Annotated in this window: 21 protein-coding genes; 16 read left to right on the forward strand and 5 right to left on the reverse strand. The window is 48.9% G+C overall.

Annotated features, from left to right (window positions below; genetic code table 11):
• Positions 1-54: 54 nt before the first annotated feature.
• Positions 55-2,424: a putative bifunctional diguanylate cyclase/phosphodiesterase gene (locus AC4IFB_RS14000; protein ID WP_490780483.1), complete on the reverse strand. Its 2,370-nt coding sequence runs from the start codon at positions 2,422-2,424 to the stop codon at positions 55-57.
• Positions 2,425-2,521: 97 nt separating this feature from the next.
• Positions 2,522-5,407: a proline dehydrogenase family protein gene (locus AC4IFB_RS14005; protein ID WP_490780484.1), complete on the reverse strand. Its 2,886-nt coding sequence runs from the start codon at positions 5,405-5,407 to the stop codon at positions 2,522-2,524.
• 377 nt (positions 5,408-5,784) lie between these two features.
• Between AC4IFB_RS14005 and urtA the strand changes: the two genes are divergently transcribed.
• The 12 genes from urtA (at position 5,785) to ureG (ending at position 17,032) form a co-directional block, all read left to right on the forward strand.
• On the forward strand, positions 5,785-7,086 hold the full coding sequence (urtA, locus tag AC4IFB_RS14010; protein ID WP_490776521.1) for an urea ABC transporter substrate-binding protein: 1,302 nt from the start codon (positions 5,785-5,787) through the stop codon (positions 7,084-7,086).
• Between the two features lie 263 nt (positions 7,087-7,349).
• Positions 7,350-8,969 (forward strand): urea ABC transporter permease subunit UrtB, encoded by a 1,620-nt coding sequence (gene urtB / locus AC4IFB_RS14015; protein WP_490780485.1) that lies wholly within the window; start codon positions 7,350-7,352, stop codon positions 8,967-8,969.
• A 98-nt stretch (positions 8,970-9,067) separates the two neighbouring features.
• Entirely contained in the window at positions 9,068-10,156 is a 1,089-nt protein-coding gene (urtC, locus tag AC4IFB_RS14020) for an urea ABC transporter permease subunit UrtC (RefSeq protein ID WP_490776523.1), read from the forward strand.
• Positions 10,153-10,995: an urea ABC transporter ATP-binding protein UrtD gene (urtD, locus tag AC4IFB_RS14025; RefSeq protein ID WP_490780486.1), complete on the forward strand. Its 843-nt coding sequence runs from the start codon at positions 10,153-10,155 to the stop codon at positions 10,993-10,995. The genes urtC and urtD overlap by 4 nt, the downstream gene beginning before the upstream one ends.
• Positions 10,996-10,999: 4 nt before the next feature.
• Positions 11,000-11,695: an urea ABC transporter ATP-binding subunit UrtE gene (gene urtE, locus AC4IFB_RS14030; RefSeq protein ID WP_490780487.1), complete on the forward strand. Its 696-nt coding sequence runs from the start codon at positions 11,000-11,002 to the stop codon at positions 11,693-11,695.
• A 23-nt stretch (positions 11,696-11,718) separates the two neighbouring features.
• Positions 11,719-11,907: a hypothetical protein gene (locus AC4IFB_RS14035; protein ID WP_490776526.1), complete on the forward strand. Its 189-nt coding sequence runs from the start codon at positions 11,719-11,721 to the stop codon at positions 11,905-11,907.
• A gap of 63 nt (positions 11,908-11,970) precedes the next feature.
• Positions 11,971-12,804: an urease accessory protein UreD gene (locus AC4IFB_RS14040; protein ID WP_490780488.1), complete on the forward strand. Its 834-nt coding sequence runs from the start codon at positions 11,971-11,973 to the stop codon at positions 12,802-12,804.
• 22 nt (positions 12,805-12,826) lie between these two features.
• Entirely contained in the window at positions 12,827-13,465 is a 639-nt protein-coding gene (gene ureA, locus AC4IFB_RS14045; protein ID WP_490780489.1) for an urease subunit gamma, read from the forward strand.
• A gap of 3 nt (positions 13,466-13,468) precedes the next feature.
• Complete coding sequence (ureC, locus tag AC4IFB_RS14050) at positions 13,469-15,172, forward strand: urease subunit alpha (protein ID WP_490780490.1); 1,704 nt, start codon at positions 13,469-13,471, stop codon at positions 15,170-15,172.
• 90 nt (positions 15,173-15,262) lie between these two features.
• A complete protein-coding gene (gene ureE, locus AC4IFB_RS14055; protein ID WP_490776530.1) occupies positions 15,263-15,736 on the forward strand; it encodes an urease accessory protein UreE in 474 nt (157 codons plus the stop codon).
• The gene (locus tag AC4IFB_RS14060; protein ID WP_490780491.1) at positions 15,720-16,406 is read left to right on the forward strand and encodes an urease accessory protein UreF; all 687 of its coding nucleotides are present in this window, start codon (positions 15,720-15,722) and stop codon (positions 16,404-16,406) included. Before ureE ends, AC4IFB_RS14060 begins: the two co-directional genes overlap by 17 nt.
• 11 nt (positions 16,407-16,417) lie before the next feature.
• Positions 16,418-17,032, forward strand: a complete 615-nt coding sequence (gene ureG, locus AC4IFB_RS14065; protein ID WP_490776532.1) for an urease accessory protein UreG — start codon at positions 16,418-16,420, stop codon at positions 17,030-17,032.
• A gap of 7 nt (positions 17,033-17,039) precedes the next feature.
• Here ureG and AC4IFB_RS14070 read toward each other — a convergent pair whose 3' ends face one another.
• Positions 17,040-17,633, reverse strand: a complete 594-nt coding sequence (locus tag AC4IFB_RS14070) for an SCO family protein (protein ID WP_490776533.1) — start codon at positions 17,631-17,633, stop codon at positions 17,040-17,042.
• Positions 17,634-17,974: 341 nt separating this feature from the next.
• On the opposite strand from AC4IFB_RS14070, the gene AC4IFB_RS14075 reads away from it, so the two are divergent.
• From AC4IFB_RS14075 to dusA, 3 genes are all read left to right on the forward strand, one after another.
• Positions 17,975-18,853, forward strand: coding sequence for a phosphate ABC transporter substrate-binding protein (locus AC4IFB_RS14075; RefSeq protein ID WP_490776534.1), 879 nt, complete (start codon positions 17,975-17,977; stop codon positions 18,851-18,853).
• A gap of 226 nt (positions 18,854-19,079) precedes the next feature.
• Entirely contained in the window at positions 19,080-19,640 is a 561-nt protein-coding gene (locus AC4IFB_RS14080) for a hypothetical protein (protein ID WP_490776535.1), read from the forward strand.
• Between the two features lie 179 nt (positions 19,641-19,819).
• Complete coding sequence (dusA, locus tag AC4IFB_RS14085; RefSeq protein WP_490780492.1) at positions 19,820-20,788, forward strand: tRNA dihydrouridine(20/20a) synthase DusA; 969 nt, start codon at positions 19,820-19,822, stop codon at positions 20,786-20,788.
• 129 nt (positions 20,789-20,917) lie between these two features.
• Here the strand turns inward: dusA and AC4IFB_RS14090 are convergent, their stop codons facing one another.
• Complete coding sequence (locus tag AC4IFB_RS14090; RefSeq protein WP_490776537.1) at positions 20,918-22,138, reverse strand: argininosuccinate synthase; 1,221 nt, start codon at positions 22,136-22,138, stop codon at positions 20,918-20,920.
• A 199-nt stretch (positions 22,139-22,337) separates the two neighbouring features.
• The gene (locus AC4IFB_RS14095) at positions 22,338-22,481 is read right to left on the reverse strand and encodes a tetratricopeptide repeat protein (protein WP_490776538.1); all 144 of its coding nucleotides are present in this window, start codon (positions 22,479-22,481) and stop codon (positions 22,338-22,340) included.
• Between the two features lie 258 nt (positions 22,482-22,739).
• Between AC4IFB_RS14095 and AC4IFB_RS14100 the strand changes: the two genes are divergently transcribed.
• Complete coding sequence (locus AC4IFB_RS14100) at positions 22,740-23,834, forward strand: acyltransferase family protein (RefSeq protein WP_490776539.1); 1,095 nt, start codon at positions 22,740-22,742, stop codon at positions 23,832-23,834.
• Positions 23,835-23,853: the final 19 nt, after the last annotated feature.

The following is a 23,853-nucleotide window of genomic DNA, read 5'->3' on the forward strand; positions in this document are numbered from 1 at the left end:
CCTGTAAATAATCGAATCTATCATTATCAGATCATATCCAGAGTTCATGAGCATTTAACTTACCGGCCTCATGAACTCTGGTGTATTCTTAATATTGTCTGCATTTTTTTCCAGAAATTCCAGGAACTGATTATTTGCCAAAGGCCTGGCAAATAGAAAGCCCTGTCCTTCATCACACCCTTCGTTCTGCAAAAACTGCAACTGATCCGGGTTTTCTATTCCCTCAGCAATAACCGTCTTATTAAGAGTACGTCCGAGTGCTATTATGGTTCTGGAGATCTCTGCATTCTGTTTATCGTTGCAAACATTGGTGATGAAACTGCGATCTATTTTCAGTTTATCGACGGGTAAGGCGGCCAATTGAGCTAAAGATGAAAAGCCTGTACCAAAATCGTCAATGGCAATAGTGATGCCTATATCTCGCAAATCGGATAGACTGCTTGCTGAATCTTCTGTATCACGCATCAATACATTTTCAGTAACTTCCAACTCAAGTAGTTCGGTGCTGAGGCCTGTTTTTAACAGTACTCTTTTAACCACCTCCCTGAGACTGTCACTCTGAACCTGAACCCCTGACAAATTCACAGCAACACGTCCAAAATCAAGACTCAATGATCTCCATTGTTGCGCATCCCTACAGGCCTGGAATAGAACCCACTCACCTATGCCTCTTATTTGTCCAGACTCCTCTGCAATCGCGATAAACTCGTCTGGCGATATCATACCTTTTTCCGGATGCCGCCAACGAACCAATGCTTCCACTCCTGTAACCCGACCACTCAACAGCTCAATCTTTGGTTGATAGAAAACTTCAAATTGCTGTTGATTTAATGCACTGCGCAGTCCAGATTCAATTGTGTAGTGCTGAAGCGCTTTTTCTGTTAACTCCTGTGTATAAAACTGAAAGCCTCCCCTTTCAATATTTTTAGCCTTATACATCGCGGCATCTGCATTCTTCAACAATGTTGCAGCATCATCGCCATCATTGGGGTACATTGAAATGCCTATACTTGCACTAATATAAAATTCATTATCTTGCACCAGAAAACTTCTTTCAAAACAGCTCTGTATTTTCGCCGCTAAAAGTACAACATTGTGTGGATGCTGAACATTTTCAACCAATACGGCAAATTCATCGCCTCCCAGTCGCGCTAAAGTGTCTTCTTCTCTAACTACCTTTCGCAGACGCTTGGCAATCATTTTCAATACTTCATCGCCGGCGGGATGCCCAAAACTGTCATTGATATTTTTAAAGCGATCAAGATCTAAATACAAAACACATAACTGGTGCCCACCGTATTTGCTTTGAGTTATGGCATGAGAGATTCGGTCACTGAACAGCAGCCGGTTTGCAAGCTTTGTCAATCTATCAAGATAGGCAAGCTTCTTAATCTTATTCTCAGCTTTTATACGCTCTGTTACATCGACATTCACACCTGTAAGACGTGTCAATTTCCCATCATTGTTCTTAGTTGGTGTTGCTCTAGAGAGAATACACCGATATCCACCATCTTTATGTCGTAATCTGAACTCTTCTTCCCAGCTGTTGCTAGCATTTAAGATATATTCATCCAATTTATTTAACAGTTTATGCCGATCCTCTGGATGAAGCAGACTCTTCCAGGAATCGAGTTCATTCTCAATTTCACTATCCTTATAGCCAAGCTGAGCCTTCCAGCGAGGCGATAGATAAAAACTGTTTTTATCGAGATCCCACTCCCAGAAACCATCCAATGATGTTTCAAGTACATTGCCAAACTGTTGTTCCGCAGTCTTCAAAGCATGCTCAACACTCTCCAGATGCCGTGATCCAGAAGATAGTTCATTTTGTAAAAACTTGTGTTCAAACGAGAGATGTATGCTTTCAATCTGCTGGTTATAGAATTTTTGTGCGACAAACAACATGCCAGTTGCAAACAGCATCAGCAGCACCCCAAGAATCGATAGCGATAAATCACCCCGGGAAAAGAGTTCTATCTCCAATGGCAACAAGAGGGGAATAAGGAAAACCACATAGACTTCCAGAACAGCGGCATAGGCAGTAATACTGAAAGCTGCCAGGCCGGTCAGCAACATAAAAAGCATCACTTGGTGAGTCGTAGACCAGGCAGGGTCATAGGCGAGACTCAGCAATCCCCAGATCAGTCCACTAAAAAATGTTGTGATCAAATGTCGGCGTAACCATATACCAAGCTTTACCTGGTTTTTGTTAATCTGCTTAAAACTATGCAGAAGAAAGAGCCTGGCAAAATTCAGTCCCAGTAATGCAAAACCCCATAGCATCAACCAGAGGCTATCGATAACAAAAGAGTAGTAGATCCATGCAAAACAGCCGACCAATATCCCTGGTGCTACTACTGAACCACTGTAGGAAAAAAGAAGGTCTATCTGTTTATCAAGAACCGCTTGTTTAATTGATTTCATAGTCCATTTCGTCTGCTGTCAGACTCTCCTATCAGTCCATGATATTGTACACACCATTCAACAAAAAACTAATACCGACAATAACATAGTTACACAATCACTCCAGATCAGGTGAAAACCCTTTACGTAACGTATTTTCCGTAACATTTTTTGCTTGAAGGAATTGCAGTAAATAATCAGGACCGCCTGCTTTGAATCCTGTTCCACTTAGCTTGAAACCTCCAAATGGTTGCCGGTAGACGTTAGCTCTTGTAATTTTTCTGTTTATATAAAGGTTACCTACAGCAAACTTTTGTTTAGCACGATTTAGATTCCCTGGAGAGCGACTGTAGACACCACCAGTCAGGGCGTAGGTCGTATCATTGGCAATATCTATCGCCTCCATAAAGTCCTTAGCTTTCATTAACACCAACACAGGGCCAAAGATCTCTTGTTGTGCGAGCGGCGAATCCTGCGTTACATCTTTAAAGATCATCGGTGGTATGTAGTGGCCAGGCAACTCAGATGGCAGATCACCTTTCGCAATAAGTGTTGAAGAGCGTTCACACTCACTGACGAAACGCTCTATTCGCTCTTTTGAAGCAGCAGAGATGAGCGGCCCTAATCTATTTTGCGGCTTTGATGGATCCCCTATCTTTAAACTTGCAACTGCATCAATCAACCTGGCTGTAAACCGTTCATATATCTCTTCTACGCAAATCACCCGTGAGCAGGCACTACACTTCTGCCCCTGATAACCAAATGCAGATTCAAGAACACCATTCACAGCCTCATCCAAGTCTGCATCCTGATCAATGATGATGGCATTTTTACCCCCCATTTCAGCAATCACTTTTTTGATCTGGCGCTGGGATTCAGATAGTTCTGTCACCACATTCAGTAGATGAAGACCAACATCCTTGGATCCTGTAAATGCGACAAATTGTGTTCTTGGATCACGCACCAAGGCTTCGCCTAATACTGCGCCACTACCAGGAAGATAGTTCACTATTCCGTCAGGCAAGCCTGCTTCTTGCAATAGTTTACAAAAATACCAGATAACCACCGGAGTCTCAGAGGATGGTTTCAAGACAACGCTGTTGCCACAAACAATGGCAGCAGCGACCATACCGACAGGTATCGCCAGAGGAAAATTCCAGGGCGGCAATACCACACCAACACCCAGGGGCATATATTCCAACCGGTTTAATTCACCTGGGAGATGAGGCTGAATGATGTTGTCGAACTTCACAGCACATTGTGCGTAGTAGCGGAGAAAGTCTATCGCTTCAGCAACATCCGCATTTGCTTCCTGCCACCCCTTTCCTGCCTCTTTTACTTCCCAGGCTGCAAATATCTCCTGCTCTTCAACCAGTCGATTTGCCGCACGTTGCAATAGTTCTGCTCTTTCCTGGAAAGTACGGGCACCCCATGCTGGCTGTGCTTCAACTGCCTCTCTCAATACCGCTTCTGCATCATCTTCCCCAGCTCTAACCACTTGTCCAATCACTTCACTTGGATTCGCAGGGTTGGTGGACTCAAGATATCTCTCCTCTATGGCCAGGTGCCCTGCCACTAAGAGTGGATAAGTGTTGCCCATATTCTGCTCAACACGTTCCAGAGCAAGCGTGAAATTTTCTCGTTCTGACTGTTGAGTAAATCTATGTAATGGATGGTTAAAAAACTCAGATTCAATACCATCCGACTCACAAGCCTCTACCACCGGCGGCGCTAACATCAGCTCAACATCGGCTTTGGCCAGTACCGGCAATATGGATTGATCCGAGGTATTTTCAAGTAAACGTCTGACTAAATAGGCAATGCCAGGCAACATCTCCCCAAATGGCATATAGAGTCTTAACTTCAATCCGCGATCTGTAATCAGAGTTTCCAGCTCAGCAGACATGCCATACAACATTTGAAACTCATAACTATCCTGAGCACGCTGATTGTGGTTAGCAAACACTATGGCACAGGCCAGGCTACGTATATTGTGAGTAGCAATAGCTGGATAGATCAGGGCTGACTCAAACAGCCGCTTTAAGCACCGCTCATAACAGGCATCGGTTTCACCCTTGGTTTCCCACACCGGTATGGGCCACCCCTGCTGTCTGGCTATAACAGTCTCCATATCCCAGTAGGCGCCTCGCACCAGTCGAACTGAAACGGCTACACCCCGTTTCTCAACCCACTCAATAAGATCATTTAAATCCTGGTCACTCTCTTTAAGGTAAGCCTGAAGCACCACCCCCAAACCCTGCCACTCCCGATAGGCAGGCTCCATCGCAACCCTTTTGAAGAGTCTGAGAATGATATCTTTGTAGTCGTACTGCTCCATATCGAGACAAAGGGTCAGTTCAGCATCCTTTGCCGCATCACATATTGGTCTTAACCTTGCCATTAAAATTTCTATGGCGCCGTCTGTGTCGACGGGCGCTATTTGAGAGTAGAGGGATGTGACTTTTATCGATAGGTTTAGACCCTTGATCCCTGATGAGGAGATTTGTTTGATCAAATCGAGGTAGGCATTCTGATAGTGATACGCCTCTCTTTCACTCACTGTGGCTTCGCCAAGGAGGTCAAGGCTGGTGTTAACCCCCCTGCTTTGTAACCTGCTTATGGAGTGCAAAATCTCAGTCGCATTATTACCACCGACAAATCGATGTGCGACACCTTTAACTGCACTCCTGATAACAGGCGCCACAAGTTTTGGCATACTGTTTACCGATATACGCCGGATTCCCCAGTTGACCAATGAAGGTAAACCTCGGCTATCAACCTCACTAAAGTACGCTTTGAAATGATCGATCAGGATTTTGTCATCGGTCAGCATGGGCACTGCATCTATAAATCTAAGTGCCTGTGTACGAAAATGATTATCGGCTACCAGTTGTGCCAGCAATCTATCAATCCAACCTGTTCGGCTGGATGCTCCCCTCGCCTCCCGCTCCTGCCACATCTGACGGCCAACCCTTTGAATTTTATCTTCAAATGATCTATCCACCTTCAGCTCCTCAAACTGCTTTTACCTAAAGTCTAGACCGGATCATTTATCCAGGCTCAGTGGACAACCCCCTCCCATCAAGGAATAGGGGCTTTAACTTAGCAGGAGAGCCGTAACTTAAACGGAACATTAAAAAGATGCGGAACAACGCCATGCATCTTTCTGGTGCTTCACTATTTACCGCCTCGCACTACCTTGGAGCAGAGAGATATAGAACAGCACTCATTAAGCGCCAAAACTGTGCGCGCCAAATCTACAAACTATGCCTTCAAGCGTTAACCATCTGTTTTTAGATAAGAATAAATAGTTGGCACAGTACATGCCCTATCCCTCTTCAGACCAAAACGTTGACTCTAACGAAATAGGACGAATAACAGATGAGCATATCGAAACATAAATTAAAAAATTTAGTTCTTGGCACAGCTACAGGTCTTGCACTCTCTTTCACCTCTCTCGCGCAGGCATCCGATACCATCAAGGTTGGTATTCTGCATTCACTCTCTGGCACCATGGCCATCAGTGAAACCACACTGAAAGACACCATGCTGATGCTGATCAAAGAGCAGAATGCGAAGGGCGGTGTGCTAGGTAAAAAATTGGAGCCTGTGGTAGTCGACCCGGCTTCCAACTGGCCATTATTCGCTGAAAAAGCCCGCGAATTACTGAGTAAACATAAAGTCTCTGCCATCTTCGGTAACTGGACCTCGGTGTCCAGAAAATCGGTACTTCCAGTTGTCGAGGAGTTGAATGGACTGCTCTTCTATCCGGTTCAATATGAAGGTGAAGAGTCATCCAAGAATGTCTTCTACACGGGTGCCGCACCAAACCAGCAGGCAATACCTGCTGTTGACTACCTGATGAATGAAATTGAGGTAAAGCGTTGGGTATTGGCAGGCACCGACTATGTCTATCCACGTACCACCAACAAGATTCTTGAGGCCTATCTGAAAGCCAAGGGCGTTGCCGATAAGGATATAATGATCAATTACACCCCCTTTGGTCACTCTGATTGGCAGTCTATTGTCTCCGATATCAAGAAATTCGGCTCAACCGGCGTGAAGACTGCAGTAGTCTCAACCATCAACGGTGATGCCAATGTTCCTTTCTATAAGGAACTTGGTAATCAGGGCCTCTCTGCAGAAGATATTCCTGTCGTCGCATTCTCAGTTGGTGAAGAGGAACTCTCCGGTATCGATACAAAACCACTCGTCGGTCACCTCGCCGCCTGGAACTATTTCATGAGTGTGGACAGTGAAGCCAACGACGAATTCATTAGTGCCTGGAAAGCTTTCATCAAGGATGACAAGCGTGTCACCAATGATCCTATGGAAGCCCATTACATTGGTTTCAATATGTGGGTAAAAGCGGTTGAAAAGGCGGGCACTACAGATTCCGACGCTGTGCAGGAAGCGATCATCGGCGTCTCAGTTCCAAACCTGACAGGTGGGCTATCTGCAATGATGCCTAATCACCACGTTACCAAACCCGTGCTGATTGGTGAGATTCAGGGAGATGGCCAGTTTGAGGTCGTCTGGGAGACATCAGGTCTGGTGGCCGGTGATGCCTGGTCCGACTTCTTGCCCGGTTCAAAGGATATTATCTCCGACTGGAGAGCGCCTCTCTCTTGCGGTAACTATAACGTCAAGAGCAGCAAGTGTTCGGGTCAGAACTACGAATAACTTTCAGGGATTAATCACTGGATTGGACTCTATATCTCGGCTCCAGGGAGGGAGCTGATTAACCCAATCGGTTGAGTTATATCGTAAGGCATGGCTCAGCCGCACCAATCTATCCGATTGAAGATATAGGCCGTCGGGAAACTCTGTTCCATTTTTTTAAGCCAGCCTGATGCGTCAGGGCAGCACCCTGTGTCCAGGACACTCCTAATATTTATTGTTATCGACATGAATTAGACAATATCTATACAACTGACAGAAAAACCATGACCATCTCCCGTAAATTTAAAAGGTTACTCATACTGCTGACCCTGATTCTGATCCCCGCTGCGCCTATTTATGGCATGACGCCGGATCAGAACATAGAACAAGCAGTTGAACTGCTGAAAACCAAGCGGTTTGAACAAAAGTATCAGGCCATAGATCTGCTGGCTGGTTCTGCAGAACCTCAGGCTCAGGTCATTCTAAAAGCGCTGTTGGAACGTCGTCTCTATAAGCTGAAAAAAGACCAGCAGATAGTCATCGCAGAAAAACAGGGAAAAGAGTATTTCATTCAACATGCTGTCACAGAGGAGCCCCTTGGCAAGGTTAAAAAACGCGCCATTAAGAAAATCTCCGTAAATAACAGAATGCGCACAAAGATCCGTGGTGCGCTGGCAAGTTTCGATCTGAAGAGCCCGGATAGAGAGAAGCGGCTTGCCGCTGTTAAACAGATCCTGGATCAGGCTGATATCCAAAAGGCAGAGTTCGTGCGCCCACTGCTGAAAAAGGAGCAGGATGCTGATATCCGCGAAGCGATGTCCATTATTATCGCCCTCTCAGATCTTACTGAAGGTAACCCTCAACAGCGCAACGAAGCTATCGACTTTCTCAGTGGCAATATTCATCCTTCGGTGCGGAATGCATTGAATCGTCTCCAGCAACAGACCGAGGATGAAGCACTGACCAGCAGTATTAAGCTGGCACTGGACAATATCGATGCCAAACTTCAGTTCTACAGTGTTATCGAAAACCTCTTTTTCGGACTCAGTCTCGGCTCTGTGCTGGTGTTGGCGGCAATTGGACTGGCTATCACTTTTGGTGTCATGGGGGTGATCAACATGGCCCATGGCGAGCTGATAATGATTGGGGCTTATACCACCTATGTGATTCAACTCTTAATGCCTGACAGTATCGGCGCAGCAACACTTATTGCCATACCTACCGCCTTTCTGGTCTCTGGCCTGGTTGGTATCGCTATTGAGAGAGGGGTGATCCGCTTTCTTTATGGCCGCTCCCTGGAGACGCTGCTGGCAACCTTTGGCATCAGCCTGATCCTGCAACAGACTGTTCGCTCGATCTTCTCCCCACTGAACCGTTCCGTTGAAACCCCCTCCTGGATGAGTGGCGCCTGGGAGATCAACTCCGCCCTCTCTCTTACCTTGAACCGGCTCTATATCATTGTCTTCTGTCTGCTGGTCTTTGCCGCACTGTTTTTTGTTTTGAAAAAAACTGCGCTCGGCTTACAGGTCAGAGCTGTATCACAAAACCGTGCCATGGCGAGAGCCATGGGAGTACGTTCTGAATGGGTCGACGCGATGACTTTTGGCCTCGGCTCAGGAGTAGCCGGTATTGCCGGTGTAGCACTGAGTCAATTGACCAACGTGGGGCCCAACCTGGGTCAGTCCTACATTATCGATAGCTTCATGGTGGTGGTGTTCGGCGGTGTTGGAAATCTTTGGGGAACACTGGTCAGCGGCATGTCGTTAGGTGTTGCCAATAAGTTTATTGAGCCTTGGTCAGGTGCCGTGCTGGCAAAAATCCTGGTACTGGTATTCATCATCCTGTTTATACAAAAAAGGCCAAAGGGACTCTTTCCTCAGAAGGGCCGGGCAGCGGAGAGTTAACGTAAGGTAATGAAATGCTGGATCAATTAATGAATCTCATCCTCACCCGTTGGGTGAACCCAATAAGGCTACAAGAATTACGGATTCCAGGTTAAATCATGGCTCTATTTAACATCTTTAAGGCAGATCGCGGTGGGCTGATATTTCTTGCCCTGTTACTGTTGGTTGCGATTGTGGTGCCGATCCTCAACCTGCTCACCGAGCCAACCAATCCTATACATATCTCAACCTATACCGTGACCCTGCTGGGCAAATATCTTGCTTTTGCTCTGCTTGCCGTCGCAGTGGATCTGGTATGGGGTTATCTGGGCATACTCAGTCTTGGACATGGCGCTTTCTTCGCTCTGGGTGGATATGCCATGGGCATGTATCTGATGCGCCAGATCGGTGAGCGGGGTGTCTATGGCGATCCGTTATTACCCGATTTCATGGTCTTTCTGAACTGGGACAGTCTGCCCTGGTTCTGGCATGGTTTCGACATGTTCTGGTTCGCAATGTTGATGGTAATGGTAATACCTGGAGTATTGGCATTTGTCTTCGGCTGGCTGGCTTTCCGATCACGGGTAACCGGTGTCTATCTCTCCATTATCACCCAAGCGTTGACCTACGCACTGATGCTCGCCTTTTTCCGCAATGAGATGGGATTTGGCGGAAACAATGGACTAACTGACTTCAAGGATATCCTCGGATTCAGCCTGCAGGAGGATACAACCCGTATCGCCCTGTTTGTCACGTCCGCTTTGGCATTGGCCCTGGGTTACATCGCCTGCCGGCTGATTGTCACTTCACGCCTGGGTCGGGTTGCAGTAGCTATTCGGGATGCGGAGGACAGAACCCGTTTTACCGGTTATAAGGTAGAGCATATCAAACTGGCAGTGTTCACCTTTTCCGCTGTGCTCGCTGGGATTGCCGGTGCCCTCTATGTTCCCCAGGTAGGGATTATCAATCCTGGTGAGTTTTCACCATTGAACTCTATAGAGATTGTTATCTGGGTCGCGGTGGGTGGCCGGGCAACCCTCTACGGTGCCGCTGCCGGCGCTCTGATGGTGAATTATGGAAAAAGCTATTTCACTGCTGCACTTCCGGAAGTCTGGCTGTTTGCCCTTGGCGCACTCTTCGTTCTGGTGACGATATTCCTCCCCAAAGGGGTAATCGGCCTCTTCAAGGCCAAGGATAAAGCTTCATGAAGGCCCTCGATCAACTACGTGACTCCATGCGCCGTGACCGGGTGTTTGATTTCATGATGCAGACATCCGGTCTTGAGGTGGATATCTCCCACGGTACCATTCTCTATCTGGAAGATATCTCTGTGAGCTTTGATGGCTTCAAGGCGATCAACAACCTCAATCTCTATATCGATGCCGGAGAGCTGCGCTGCATCATTGGACCCAATGGCGCAGGCAAGACCACCATGATGGATATCATCACTGGCAAAACCCGGCCCGATAGCGGCAGCGCCTTTTTCGGACAGAACATCGATCTGTTGCATCTCAGTGAACCGGAGATCGCCCAGGCAGGTATCGGACGAAAATTTCAGAAACCCACTGTATTTGAATCCCATACACTGTTCGAAAACCTGGAACTCGCGATGGCCGGTGACAAGCGTGTCTGGCCGACCCTGATTGCTCAGCTGAATCCGCAGCAAAGGGAGCATATCGAAGAGGTGCTTGAAACCATCGGCCTTCAGCAGAACCGGCATCAACTGGCCGGCTCCCTCTCCCATGGTCAGAAGCAGTGGCTGGAGATTGGCATGTTGCTGATGCAGAACCCTAAATTACTGCTGGTCGATGAACCCGTTGCAGGAATGACCCACCAGGAGATGGATCGCACTGCAGAGTTACTTACCTCCCTGGCTGGACAACATTCAGTGGTGGTAGTGGAGCATGATATGGACTTTGTGCGATCCATTGCACGTAAGGTAACCGTACTACACCAGGGCAGTGTCTTGGCTGAAGGGAGTATGAATGAAGTACAGAACGATCCCCGGGTGGTAGAGGTCTATCTCGGCGAGCAGGGGGAGGGTTGATTCCATGTTGAAGATTGAAAAACTCAATCAGTTCTATGGTGAATCTCATACCTTGTGGGATCTGGATCTGGAAGTACCACAAGGCCAGTGCACCTGCTTGATGGGTCGTAACGGAGTAGGCAAGACCACACTGCTGCAATGTGTCATGGGGCTACTGCCGATCAAATCCGGTGAAATCCGCTTCAGTGGCGATAACATCAGTAGACTGATAACTGAGCAGAGGGCGCCGATGGGCATTGGTTATGTGCCACAAGGTCGGCAGATTTTTCCCATGCTCACTGTAGAGGAGAATCTGCGCATTGGATTGCCTGTACGTAAAACAGACAGAAATAAGGTGCCCGATTTTATCTTTGAACTCTTCCCAGTACTCAAAGAGATGCTCGATAGAAAGGGAGGGGATCTCTCAGGTGGTCAACAACAGCAGCTGGCAATCGGACGTGCCTTGGTTATCGATCCAAAACTATTGATACTTGACGAGCCAACTGAAGGAATTCAACCTAATATTGTACAAGAGATTGGTGATATCATAATCAGACTGAATCGGGAGATCGGTTTGACGGTATTACTGGTTGAACAGAAGCTTCCATTTGCCCGCAAGGTGGCTGATCGATTCTGCATTCTGGATCGAGGACGTCAGGTTGCCACAGGGGAGATGGAAAATCTCAACGATGACCTGATTCGACAATATCTGACTGTTTAACGCCTTTAAGGAGCCTGATTATCATGAAGAACCTTGGCATGCTCTACCTCACACTGCTCGCCCTTTTCAGCAGCGCAGCGATGGCACATCACGGCCCATCTTCAACGGACCATTTCATTGAACACCTGTTGCTCGTGCTGGCCATCGGCTTGCCTCTCTTCTTTGGATTCAGGCATCTGCTGGCAAATAAGAAGCGGGACGAGGATCGCTAAAAACAACCGCAGCCCCGTCCATTCAGACTTGGTTCGACACTGCCAGCCAGGACAGAGAGCAAGATGCAAAGTGCATTAAGTAAAACAGCCCCTGGTTGGCAGGCTCGACTTAGACTTGGATTTCGTAGCACACCGAACAAAACCATACTGGCCGAACGCTACCGGCACGGCCCACTGTCGGTACAACGGGCCTTCTATCCTGAAGAGGATCTCTGTCATGTCTATCTACTCCATCCACCTGGTGGTGTAGTGGGTGGTGACACCCTGGATATTCATGTCGATGTAGCAGACAACGCCAATGCCCTGATCACCACCCCTGGTGCTGGCAAGTTCTACCGCTCCTGCGGCCCGACTGCACAGCAACAGCAACACCTCAATGTCTCAGGCGGGTCACTTGAGTGGTTCCCGCAGGAGAATATTCTCTTTCCTGGTGCTGAGGTGACCATCTCTACTCAGGTCAGGCTGGATAGCCAGGCACAATTTATCGGCTGGGAGATAAATTGTCTGGGTCGTCCAACAATCAACGAACGATTCGATCATGGAGAAGCGATTTTCAAATTCGCTCTATGGCGGGATGACCACCCTCTGTTGATTGAACGGATGGCAGTTCAAGGCGAAACTGGTTTGACTGGTTGTGCCGCTCTTCGGGGAGATCCGGTTGTAGCTTCCCTCTATGCCACAATGGACGATGCCACATTGACCAACAGAATCCGTACCCTGATCGATGCTGATGAGAATCGGCGACTGGGTATCACTCACACCGATGGCGTGTTGATCGCCCGCTATCTCGGTGACTCTACCGAACAGGTCAGGAATCTTTTCAAACGAATTTGGAAAGATCTAAGACCCATCATACTGAACCGACCTGCCTGCGAACCGCGGGTCTGGAACACATAACCCGACAATCGAGGAGCGCAACGTGGAGCTTACTCCCAGAGAAAAAGACAAGCTGCTGCTGTTTACTGCCGGACTGCTGGCGGAGCGGCGTAAAGAGAAGGGCCTCAAACTCAACTATCCGGAAGCGATGGCCTATATCAGCTGCGCCATCCTGGAAGGTGCAAGAGAGGGGCAGACCGTTGCCCAGCTGATGGACTTCGGCCGCACCCTGTTAAGCGGCGACGATGTGATGCCAGGCATCTCTGAGATGATCCATGAGGTTCAAGTGGAAGCCACATTTCCAGATGGCACCAAGCTGGTAACCGTCCATGATCCCATCCTCCCCTCTGCCAGAGGTCAGGAGGACACTATCGTCCCAGGTGAGACCATCACCATGCCTGGAGAGCGGCAGCTGAATGAAGGGCGGGATAGGGTCACGCTCTCAGTAGCCAATACTGGAGATCGCCCGATACAGGTCGGATCCCACTACCACTTTGCCGAAACCAATCCAGCCCTCAGCTTCGACAGGGCGCAGGCAAGAGGTTACCGGCTCGATATCGCAGCCGGAACAGCGGTACGCTTCGAACCAGGTCAAACCCGGGAAGTCACCCTGGTAGCCTTTGCCGGCAAGCGAGAGGTATATGGCTTTAATGGCGCCGTCATGGGTCCACTGGAGGAGTAATATATGAGCAGCATCAGCAAAAAAGCCTATGCGGAGATGTATGGCGCTACCGTTGGAGACCGGGTTCGCCTTGGGGACAGCGAGCTCTTCATAGAAGTGGAACAAGACCATACCCAGTATGGTGACGAGGTAAAATTTGGTGGTGGTAAAGTTATCCGCGACGGCATGGGGCAGAGCCAGCTCAGCAGCGCCGAGACCGCAGATACAGTCATCACAAACGCCCTGATCCTCGATCACTGGGGGGTTGTAAAGGCCGATATTGGCATCAAGAACGGACGTATCAGTGGCATCGGCAAGGCGGGTAACCCGGATATCCAACCCGGCGTGAATATCATCATTGGTCCTGGCACCGAGGCCATTGCCGGAGAGGGCTCCATCCTCACTGCCGGTGGCATCGACTCCCATATTCACTTCATCTGCCCACAGCAAGTGGAGGATGCGCTGATGTCCGGGGTGACCACCATGCTCGGTGGCGGAACCGGACCTGCAACCGGCACCAATGCCACTACCTGCACACCTGGTCCCTGGCATATCCAACGCATGTTGCAAGCCTCTGAAGTGTTGCCGATGAATCTGGGTTATCTGGGTAAGGGTAATGCCAGTCTCCCCGCTGGCCTGAATGAGCAGATCCTGGCTGGCGCCATCGGACTTAAGCTGCATGAAGATTGGGGCACCACCCCTGCTGCTATCGATAACTGTCTCACTGTCGCCGACAACTATGATGTCCAGGTTGCGATTCATACCGACACCCTCAATGAATCCGGTTTTGTAGAGCACTCCCTGGCGGCCATGAAAGGGCGCACCATCCACACCTACCATACTGAAGGTGCTGGAGGTGGCCATGCACCGGACATCATCAAGGCCTGTGGTCACGCCCATGTTCTGCCCTCCTCGACCAATCCAACGCGACCCTACACAGTGAACACGGTGGACGAGCATCTGGACATGCTGATGGTCTGTCACCATCTGGATCCCAATATCGCCGAGGATGTCGCCTTTGCAGAGTCACGAATCCGCCGCGAGACCATTGCCGCCGAAGATATCCTTCATGACCTCGGCGCCTTCTCCATGATCGCCTCGGACTCCCAGGCCATGGGGCGCGTCGGCGAGGTCATCACCCGAACCTGGCAAACTGCACATAAGATGAAGGTTCAGCGAGGCAGCCTGGAGGGAGACCCAAAACAGCACGACAATCTGCGCGCGAGAAGATATATCGCAAAATACACCATCAACCCGGCCCTGGCTCATGGCATTGCCCATGAAGTGGGCTCAGTGGCGGTGGGGAAACTGGCCGATCTGGTGCTCTGGAAACCTGCGTTCTTTGGTGTTAAACCGAGCCTGATTATTAAGGGCGGTATGATATCTGCGGCGCCTATGGGAGACCCCAATGCCTCGATACCCACCCCGCAACCGGTCCACTACCGAAACATGTTCGGTGCCTTGGGCCCTGCCTGCCAGGCAACTCGCATGACCTTCATTTCACAGGCGGCAAAAGAGGCAGGCGTAGATCAGCAGTTGCAACTGAAATCGATGATCGGCACAGTCAGCCAGTGCCGCTCAGTCAACAAATCAGAGATGATTCTGAATGACTATCAACCGGAGATCGAGGTCGACCCGCAAACCTACCAGGTCAAAGCTGACGGCACTCTGTTGACCTGCGAACCGGCGGAATCACTACCATTGGCACAAAAATATTTTCTGTTCTGAATATCAGGGTGCGGCCCTGTCGCACCATGCAGATCTGAAATATTCAACCACTAGAGTGATATGCAGCTATCCTGACCAAACCAACAGCCAATGATCAAACTGACCAAAAAAATAGCCCATGGGGAGAAGATTGAAACCACCCTTACCCTGCCCCTACACAACCGAATCAAAAGCAGACTCAGGGTAAAACTCGATGACGGTCGGGATGCCGGTCTCTTCCTGCCCCGGGGCACAACCCTCAAGGAGGGGGAGTTGCTGACCTCTGAATCTGGCGTTGTGATCCGTATCAAAGCGGCGCAGGAGACCCTCTCCATAGTAGAGTGCACTGACCCCCATCTATTGTCGCGTGCCTGTTACCACCTGGGAAACCGTCATGTCTCCATGCAGATCGAGCCGGGGCGTATCAGCTATCCACATGACCATGTTCTGGATGAGATGCTGGCGGGTTTGGGACTTGAGGTTGTAGTCGCAGAAGCCCCCTTCGAACCGGAACCCGGCGCCTACGGTGGAAGCGCCGAACAGGGGCGTCACCACCACGGCCATAGCCATGACCACAGTCACTGATAACAGACTTGCCAAATTGCGCCTGTTACACCTGGTCAGCCCCACACTGCCCCTGGGAAGCTTCGCCTACTCCCAAGGTCTGGAGTGGGCAGTAGAGGATGGCTGGGTAACGAATGAAGAGACGCTGCGTCAATGGATCGAAAACCTGCTACTGACCAGCCAGACCCATCTCGATATACCGCTACTGAGCAGACTCTACCAGGCTTGCGCCACACCAGATCAGGATAGTTTCGCCTACTGGAGTCGCTATCTGATTGCCAGCCGTGAGACCCGTGAGCTGCGTGAAGAGGAGCGCAACCGGGCCAGAGCATTAACGGCTCTGCTACCGGAATGGGGCATCCCCCTCGCGGATGCGTGGCTACCACACTTAAAGAGCAACCAGATTTCTGGCTATGCCTATGTGGCCAATGCCTGGGGAATCGAATTGACTGAGGCTGCTGAAGGATATCTTTGGAGCTGGCTGGAGAATATGACGCTGTCCGGGGTAAAGATCATCCCCCTTGGACAGATGGCAGGACAGAGAATTCTACATCAACTGATTAAACTGATCCCATCACAGGTGCAGATTGGACTCTCAGTGAATGATGAAGATATCGGTCTCTCTGCTCCGGCTCAGACAATTGCCAGCTGTCTGCATGAAACCCAATACACCCGAATTTACAGATCTTGAGAGAACAACAGATGAGCCAAACCTCCCCCCTGAGAGTCGGCGTCGGCGGCCCCGTCGGTTCAGGTAAAACAGCCCTGCTTGATGCCTTGTGTAAAGCGATGCGTGATAACTATCAACTGGCAGTGGTGACCAATGATATCTACACCCAGGAAGATGCAAAATTTCTAATGCGTAGCCAGGCCCTGGATGAGAGTCGCATCATTGGCGTTGAGACGGGGGGTTGCCCCCACACTGCGATCCGGGAGGACGCCTCGATGAACCTCGCAGCTGTGGAGGATCTATGTGAGCGTCATACTGACCTCGACCTGGTGTTTATCGAAAGCGGCGGAGACAATCTCAGTGCCACCTTCAGCCCAGAACTTGCGGATCTGACAATCTATGTACTCGATGTGGCCGAAGGTGAAAAGATGCCACGCAAAGGCGGTCCGGGCATTACCCGCTCAGACCTTCTTATTATCAATAAAATTGATCTTGCACCTTATGTCGGTGCATCCCTGGAAGTGATGAAAGAGGACACCTTACGCATGCGTAAAGAACGTCCATTCGTCTTTACCAACATGAAAACAGGGGAAGGGCTGCAAGATATTATCGACTTCATAGAACATCAAGGCATGCTCAATACTTAGTTGGCAATCATTTTCCTGCAAGCACATAACGAATCCCTTCCAGAATTACAATTGAGGATGTTTGATGGGGAAATATAAACCGCAACTCACCCTTCGGTGTAATCAGATAGGTTGTTGCGGAGTGGTTGACCGCATAACCAAATGCAGACCCCTCAAGTTTAACTTCTGAGTATTGCACGCCATAGCGCTTAGCCACCTTTGCAATCTCAGTCTCACTGCCGGTTACACCCAGCAGATTGGGGTGGAAGTAGCTGACATAGTCGTCAAGAACCTGAAAACTGTCCCGCTTGGGATCGACACTGACAAACACCCCCTGGACAGATTTCAACTCATCTACACTGAGTTCATTCAATGCCTGGGATAATATCGAGAGAGAGGTCGGACAGACATCAGGACATTTGGTATAGCCAAAGTAGATCAATACCACCTTGCCTCTCAATTGCTTCAATGAGAATTCACCCTGACTCGATTGCAGGGTGAAATCACCGCCCAATTGATCGCCACTAAGTTCAAGCACCTCATCTTGTTGAGTTATTTCACTTGATAGGGTTGAAGAAACAGAGATGTACAGAGCGAATAAGATCAGGAAGTTTCGGAACATATTGCCTCATTGGCTATGTTTTTGTTGAATATCAATTACTTAATAACACTTCTATCAAAACACCAATGCAAAAAAACCTTAATTAAATTTGCTTTAATATTTTCTGCATCAAGTCATAGTACGATATTACCCATCGCGCAAGAGAGCCCATTACTATCATTCCTGATGCAGATCATTTTGAGGTGGCGTTCAAATTCATAATATTAATATTATTAAAATAGGGGTTTAATTCCTTATACAACATACAACCCCAAAAAATTAGCTACTATATATCCTACCAAAGTACATAGTCATTGCAGGGATGCCCATGACATCACTTGAAAATAATGAAGAGGCCTGCTTTGCGTAAGCTACACTCAGTCCAACTATTGATACTCGCCCTGCTTCCCTTCGCCAGCCAAGCACTGGAGCTCTCCTGGGTAGGTTGCGGCATAACCCGCAACGCCTTTATGTCTGATCTTGCCGCTGCTTATCAGCAGGAATCCGGTGTCAATATCACTATCGCCGGGGGGGGTGCCACCAAAGGAATCCGCGCCATAACGAGCAAGCAGGCGGATATCGGCGGGGCATGCCGTTTTACCTTGAATAAGAGCCGTGAGGAGGCTGGCGCCACTATGGTTCCTGTTGCCTGGGACGCACTGGTGGTTGTGGTGCATAAATCCAATCCCATCGAATCGATCAGCCTGCCGCAACTACGCAGTCTCTATCAGGGCAAGATCAAAAACTGGTCGCAACTGGGAGGTAAAAATCAGCCATTGGAACTGCTGATCCGTGAAGGAAACATCTCAGGAGTAGGTTACACCCTGCGCAAACACCTGTTCGAAAACCCCAAAGCCGTGTTCAAGAGTAAGCATCTCTTCCCCTCTTCAGGCCCTCTGGAGAAGACCGTGGAAGTGAATCCCAATGCCATTGCAGTCACCGGTATCGCAAGTGCCCACAAACGGGATCTCAAGATTATCAAGCTGGAGGGTAGGAATCCAAGCTTTGAGAATATCCGTACCGGTAACTATCTGCTCTATCGACCACTCTATCTCGTACTCAGCAAGAATGCCCCCAACAGCAAGGAGTCTGACCGCTTCATTCAGTTTGCCCTGGGCCCTCAGGGCCGGGAGATTATCCGTAATAATCAGGTAGTACCTTACTTCGATGGCATGCTGCTGCTGCAAAAGAGATTTGATGATTGGAAGCGCTTTATCCGAGAATCCCTGGCGAAAAAGTAAGCCAACGACAGGCTACTATCCTCAATACCGTTAAACAGAAGTGCGATGGTGTTGGTTCACACCCTACACTGGTTGGAGAAACGTTGTCGGATAGACAACATAACCAACCTGAAATTTCCATAGCACTAACCGTTAGTTACTGTAATTACAGACCATTTCAATTTTACCTTTGATTGGCACCAAGATTGCTATTTGGCATAAATTACTTTTTTTATGGAGTTAAATCATGCCACTGCAGCAATTCAATGAAGACGGTCTGCTTTTCAATACAAACTTCCTCGACCAGACCTCCACCTCAGGGCTCTATGCCTATCGTGGCGAACTGGTATTGGTCAAGGGTGAAGTCGCCGACGATAAAGGCCATACCAAGCCACCTGTTGATGTGATGCGTGGCGCCATCCTTCTGGGCGATGAAAAAATTAAATTATTGATTGGCGCAATCGACGATGTTGCTTCACTGAATACCCTGGTCGAAAAATACAAAGCAGACTTTTCTCCAGAGATGAAGGCACTGCTCTATGTGGTCAATATCGAAGACCCTGCTCAGGTTGAGATTGAGGGTATTACCTTTGTGCTGATCCCCATGACTCAGGGTGTACCCTGGAATGAAACCATTGATGAATTGGGCCTTGAAAAGAGTGATTTCAAAGGTCAATCCTCAGCGGACAAGCTGGTCACCCTGCTGGATGAGATGCAGAGCTACAAACCTAAGTATTCGCTAACCCCTTTCGATGATGTGCTGGCAAAGGCTACAGATGTTAAACGAGAGGGTTGGGGGGCAATCTGAACCCATCTCGACTTGCCAGGGAAGGCGAGTAACCTGATCATTTCAAGACACAGATTCAATAAACCACTACACCTTGAATCCTGAATTTGTCTTTTCGCTCTTTTTACTCGAGAATCCTTATTCACCACTGTGCCCAATCGCCACAGATGCCAAACAGAGCCGTCAACTGAATAGATTCCGTGCCAAACCGTAGACTCTCCATCGCCCCTATGCTCGACTGGACCGATAGGTACTGTCGCTTTTTCCTGCGACTGATATCCCGTCATGTTCTCCTATACACAGAGATGGTGACTACCGGTGCAATTTTACATGGCCATCGCGCACGATTTCTTGATTTCGATCCCAGCGAACACCCGGTGGCCCTGCAACTCGGCGGCAGTGAACCGGACGCACTGGCCCAATCTGCAAAATTGGGAGAGGAGTGGGGCTATGACGAGATCAATCTGAATGTGGGCTGCCCCTCAGACAAAGTACAATCAGGCCGCTTTGGCGCCTGCCTGATGCTGACCCCGGAGCTGGTTGCGGATTGCGTCAAGGCAATGTGTGATCGTGTTGCTATTGATGTCACGGTAAAACATCGTATTGGTGTCGATGATCATGACAGCTATCAAGCGCTCTGTGATTTTGTTGGTAAGGTCTCTGAAGCAGGCTGTAAAACCTTTATCGTGCATGCCCGCAAAGCCTGGCTTCAGGGCTTGAGTCCCAAGGAGAACAGGGAGATCCCTCCTCTCTCTTATGAGACGGTTCATCGACTCAAGCAGGATTTTCTCAATCTTGAAATCATTATCAATGGTGGTATCACCTCTCTTGAGCAGGTGCAGCACAATCTCAACCATGTTGATGGTGTGATGATCGGTAGAGAGGCTTATCAGAACCCCTGGATTCTGGCCCAGGCCGATGCGTTGGTTTTTGGTTCTGAAGGAGATCTGCAGAGCCGCCACCAGATCATCGAAGCTTTGATCCCTTTTGTCGATAGAGAGCTTTCTGCAGGCACCCCGATCAACCGTATCACCCGCCATATATTGGGCCTGTTCCAGGGTCTGCCTGGAGCAAGAAAGTGGCGCAGAATGTTGAGTGAAGAGGCCCACAAACCGGGCAGTGACAGTGACTTGATTTATCGTGCTGCAGCCCAGATTTCCGAGCAATAGAACGGTAATAAAGCCAAGGACTCTCTGAATAATCCCGCCATTAAGGAGCCTGGTGCGGCAGGGCCGCACCCTACGACAGAAGCTGGTTTTTCTGTTAGATCCGACTAAGAATCAACCCGCCAAACCGGCTCAATCCTTTTTACCAGCTGCCACCCGAAGGCGCAGCGCATTCAACTTAATAAACCCTTCCGCATCCTGCTGATTGTAGGCACCCTCATCATCTTCGAAAGTGGCAATCGACTCGTCGAAGAGGCTGTTTGTATCGGACTTGCGTCCAACGATATTGACGTTGCCTTTATAGAGCTTCAGGCGCACTACACCGTTCACAACAGACTGAGTTTTATCGATGGCCGCCTGTAACATCTCCCGCTCAGGAGCAAACCAGTAACCGTTGTAGATCAGTTTTGCATATCGAGGCATCAACTCATCCTTCATATGCGCCGCTTCACGATCCAGAGTCAAAGACTCCATAGCCCGATGGGCTTTGAGCAGAATGGTGCCACCAGGGGTCTCATAGCAACCACGGGACTTCATACCCACGTAGCGATTTTCGACGATATCAGCCCGGCCAATTCCATTCGCACCACCCAGTTTATTGAGTTTCAGCAGTAGTGCGGCTGGGGAGAGTTTCTCACCATCGATAGAGACCGGATCACCATTTTCAAAACCGATTTCGATGGTGGTTGCCTGATTCGGTGCATCCTCTGGAGAGACCGACCAACGCCACATCTCATTCCCAGGTTCTGTCCAGGGATCTTCCAGGTCGTAACCTTCATAGGAGATGTGCAGTAGATTGGCATCCATCGAGTAGGGGGATTTTTTACCCTCACGTTTCATTTCGATGGAGATGCCATGCTCCTCAGCATAGGCCAGCAGCTTTTCACGTGAGTTCAGATCCCACTCACGCCAGGGGGCGATAATCTTGATATCCGGTCTTAGGGCATAAGCACCCAGTTCAAAACGAACCTGGTCATTACCCTTGCCGGTGGCCCCATGGGAAATAGCATCAGCACCAGTCTCATTGGCGATTTCAATCAACCGTTTAGCGATAAGTGGACGGGCAATGGATGTACCGAGAAGATATTCACCCTCATAGATGGCATTGGCTCGAAACATAGGGAAGACGTAGTCGCGCACGAACTCTTCGGTCAGATCTTCAATATAGATCTCTTTGATGCCTGCCGCTTCGGCCTTGGCACGCACCGGCTCCACCTCTTCACCCTGACCGATATCTGCAGTGAAAGTCACCACTTCACACTGATACTCATCCTGCAGCCATTTAACGATAATCGAGGTATCTAGACCGCCGGAGTAGGCCAGCACTACTTTTTTTACACCCTCTTTGGACATCCGCAACTCTCCCACATAAGAAGCCTGGAAAACCGACCATTATAGACGATATTGCGGCAGATGATATGATCTTGAGGGGTTCAATTCCATAGCTATTTAAAACCCCGGTAGCGGATTGAAAGCCCTCCTCAGGGCAGAGCCATAAAAACTGTCCGCCACCAAGCTCCCCGCCATTTTGCAGCGCTAGAAAACCAAGCCGTCATTGTTGCACCACCGATCTGGGAGAAAGTTTCAGAGTATGAGTCAAGGCCTGATGCGCCTCAGCCAGGTCACCACGGCTCTCCAATATCATCGCAAGCCACTCATAGGCTTTCACAAAATGGTGGTTCTTCTGCTTGGGCATAATCACCTTGATAGTAGGCAACCTTACCTAAGACAAACCTTGCCCAGTGAAAATCAAGTATTGCAAGCAGATCACTATAGATAGAGAAGAAAACCATTGATTCAGATCAATTAGCGTGAGAATCTCTATCCCTATGGGGAATACTCATTCCTACACCAGAATAGGTACTAACCAGGCCATAGATATTGATATCTATGGCCTGGTTAGTAAGTATTTCACAAGCATATATTCACCCCACACCACTAGGTAGCGATAGATTTGGCCAGACAAATTGACTCATTGACAGGCGTACGGGGCATTGCAGCCATGTGGGTGGTTCTACTTCATGGCATCTCATATGTAAGCGCCTCAGCGGTTATGCCTGGGTATGTCGAACGTGTTATCACTAAAGGCTGGTTAGGCGTCGATCTCTTTTTTATACTCAGTGGATTTGTCATCTCCTACGTTCACCAGAGTGACTTTGTTCATTTACACAGAAGTGAGATCAGCCGCTTTCTAAAACTGAGAATAGCGAGAATATATCCGGCACACTTCATCGCTACCATTGTGTTGATACCCGTCTTTTTAGGTGCGACCCTGTTTTCAGTCTACACCTTTCCTGAAGGTGCAGAATCTCAGTACACACTCAGCAAGTTTTTCTACAGTCTGTTTTTGATCAACGGCTGGGGATTTCCCAACAGTATCGGCTGGAATGTCCCTTCATGGTCAGTTGGCTCGGAGTGGTTTGCCTATCTCTGTTTCCCTTTTATTGCATTTATATACAACAAAATAAGGAACCCCTGGCTGCATTTGTTGATGATAATAACCATCTTCAGCACCATGGTGATATTGGCTGCATACCTAAACGACATGCAGAAATATATGTTGGATGAACATCTCTCATTAACCCGAATAGCTTCAGAATTTTTGATCGGATGTTCACTCTACAACATCCATGCAAAATTGAAGGATAGCCCGCTTTTCGACCTGACAGCCATCGCTGCTGCCTCCATGGCAATTATCTTCGCCAGTCTGGACCTATCCTCTTTTTATGATTTCTTGATTATCATCGCTTTTGCGACACTGCTACTCTCTTTAAGTCGCTCAGTTGGCATTGCTGCGAAGATATTCTCAACCCAGCCGCTGATTTATCTGGGTAAGATCTCCTACTCAATCTATCTGGCTCATGCAACAACCTTGATGGTGTTCAATCAAATCTTTAAGCGAATTGTTCCTCCTGATATGGGAGACGTCCTCTATTTGATCCTGTTCTATGCCATCTATATTGCCTGCTCCATCATTGCTGGCCACCTGCTCTATTCATTGATCGAGAAACCAGCGCGAAACTACCTGAGAAACAGATGGGCTGTATGAGGTTTATGCAGAGTGACTA

The sequence above is a fragment of the Candidatus Thiodiazotropha sp. AKIB8 genome, from assembly GCF_058244675.1.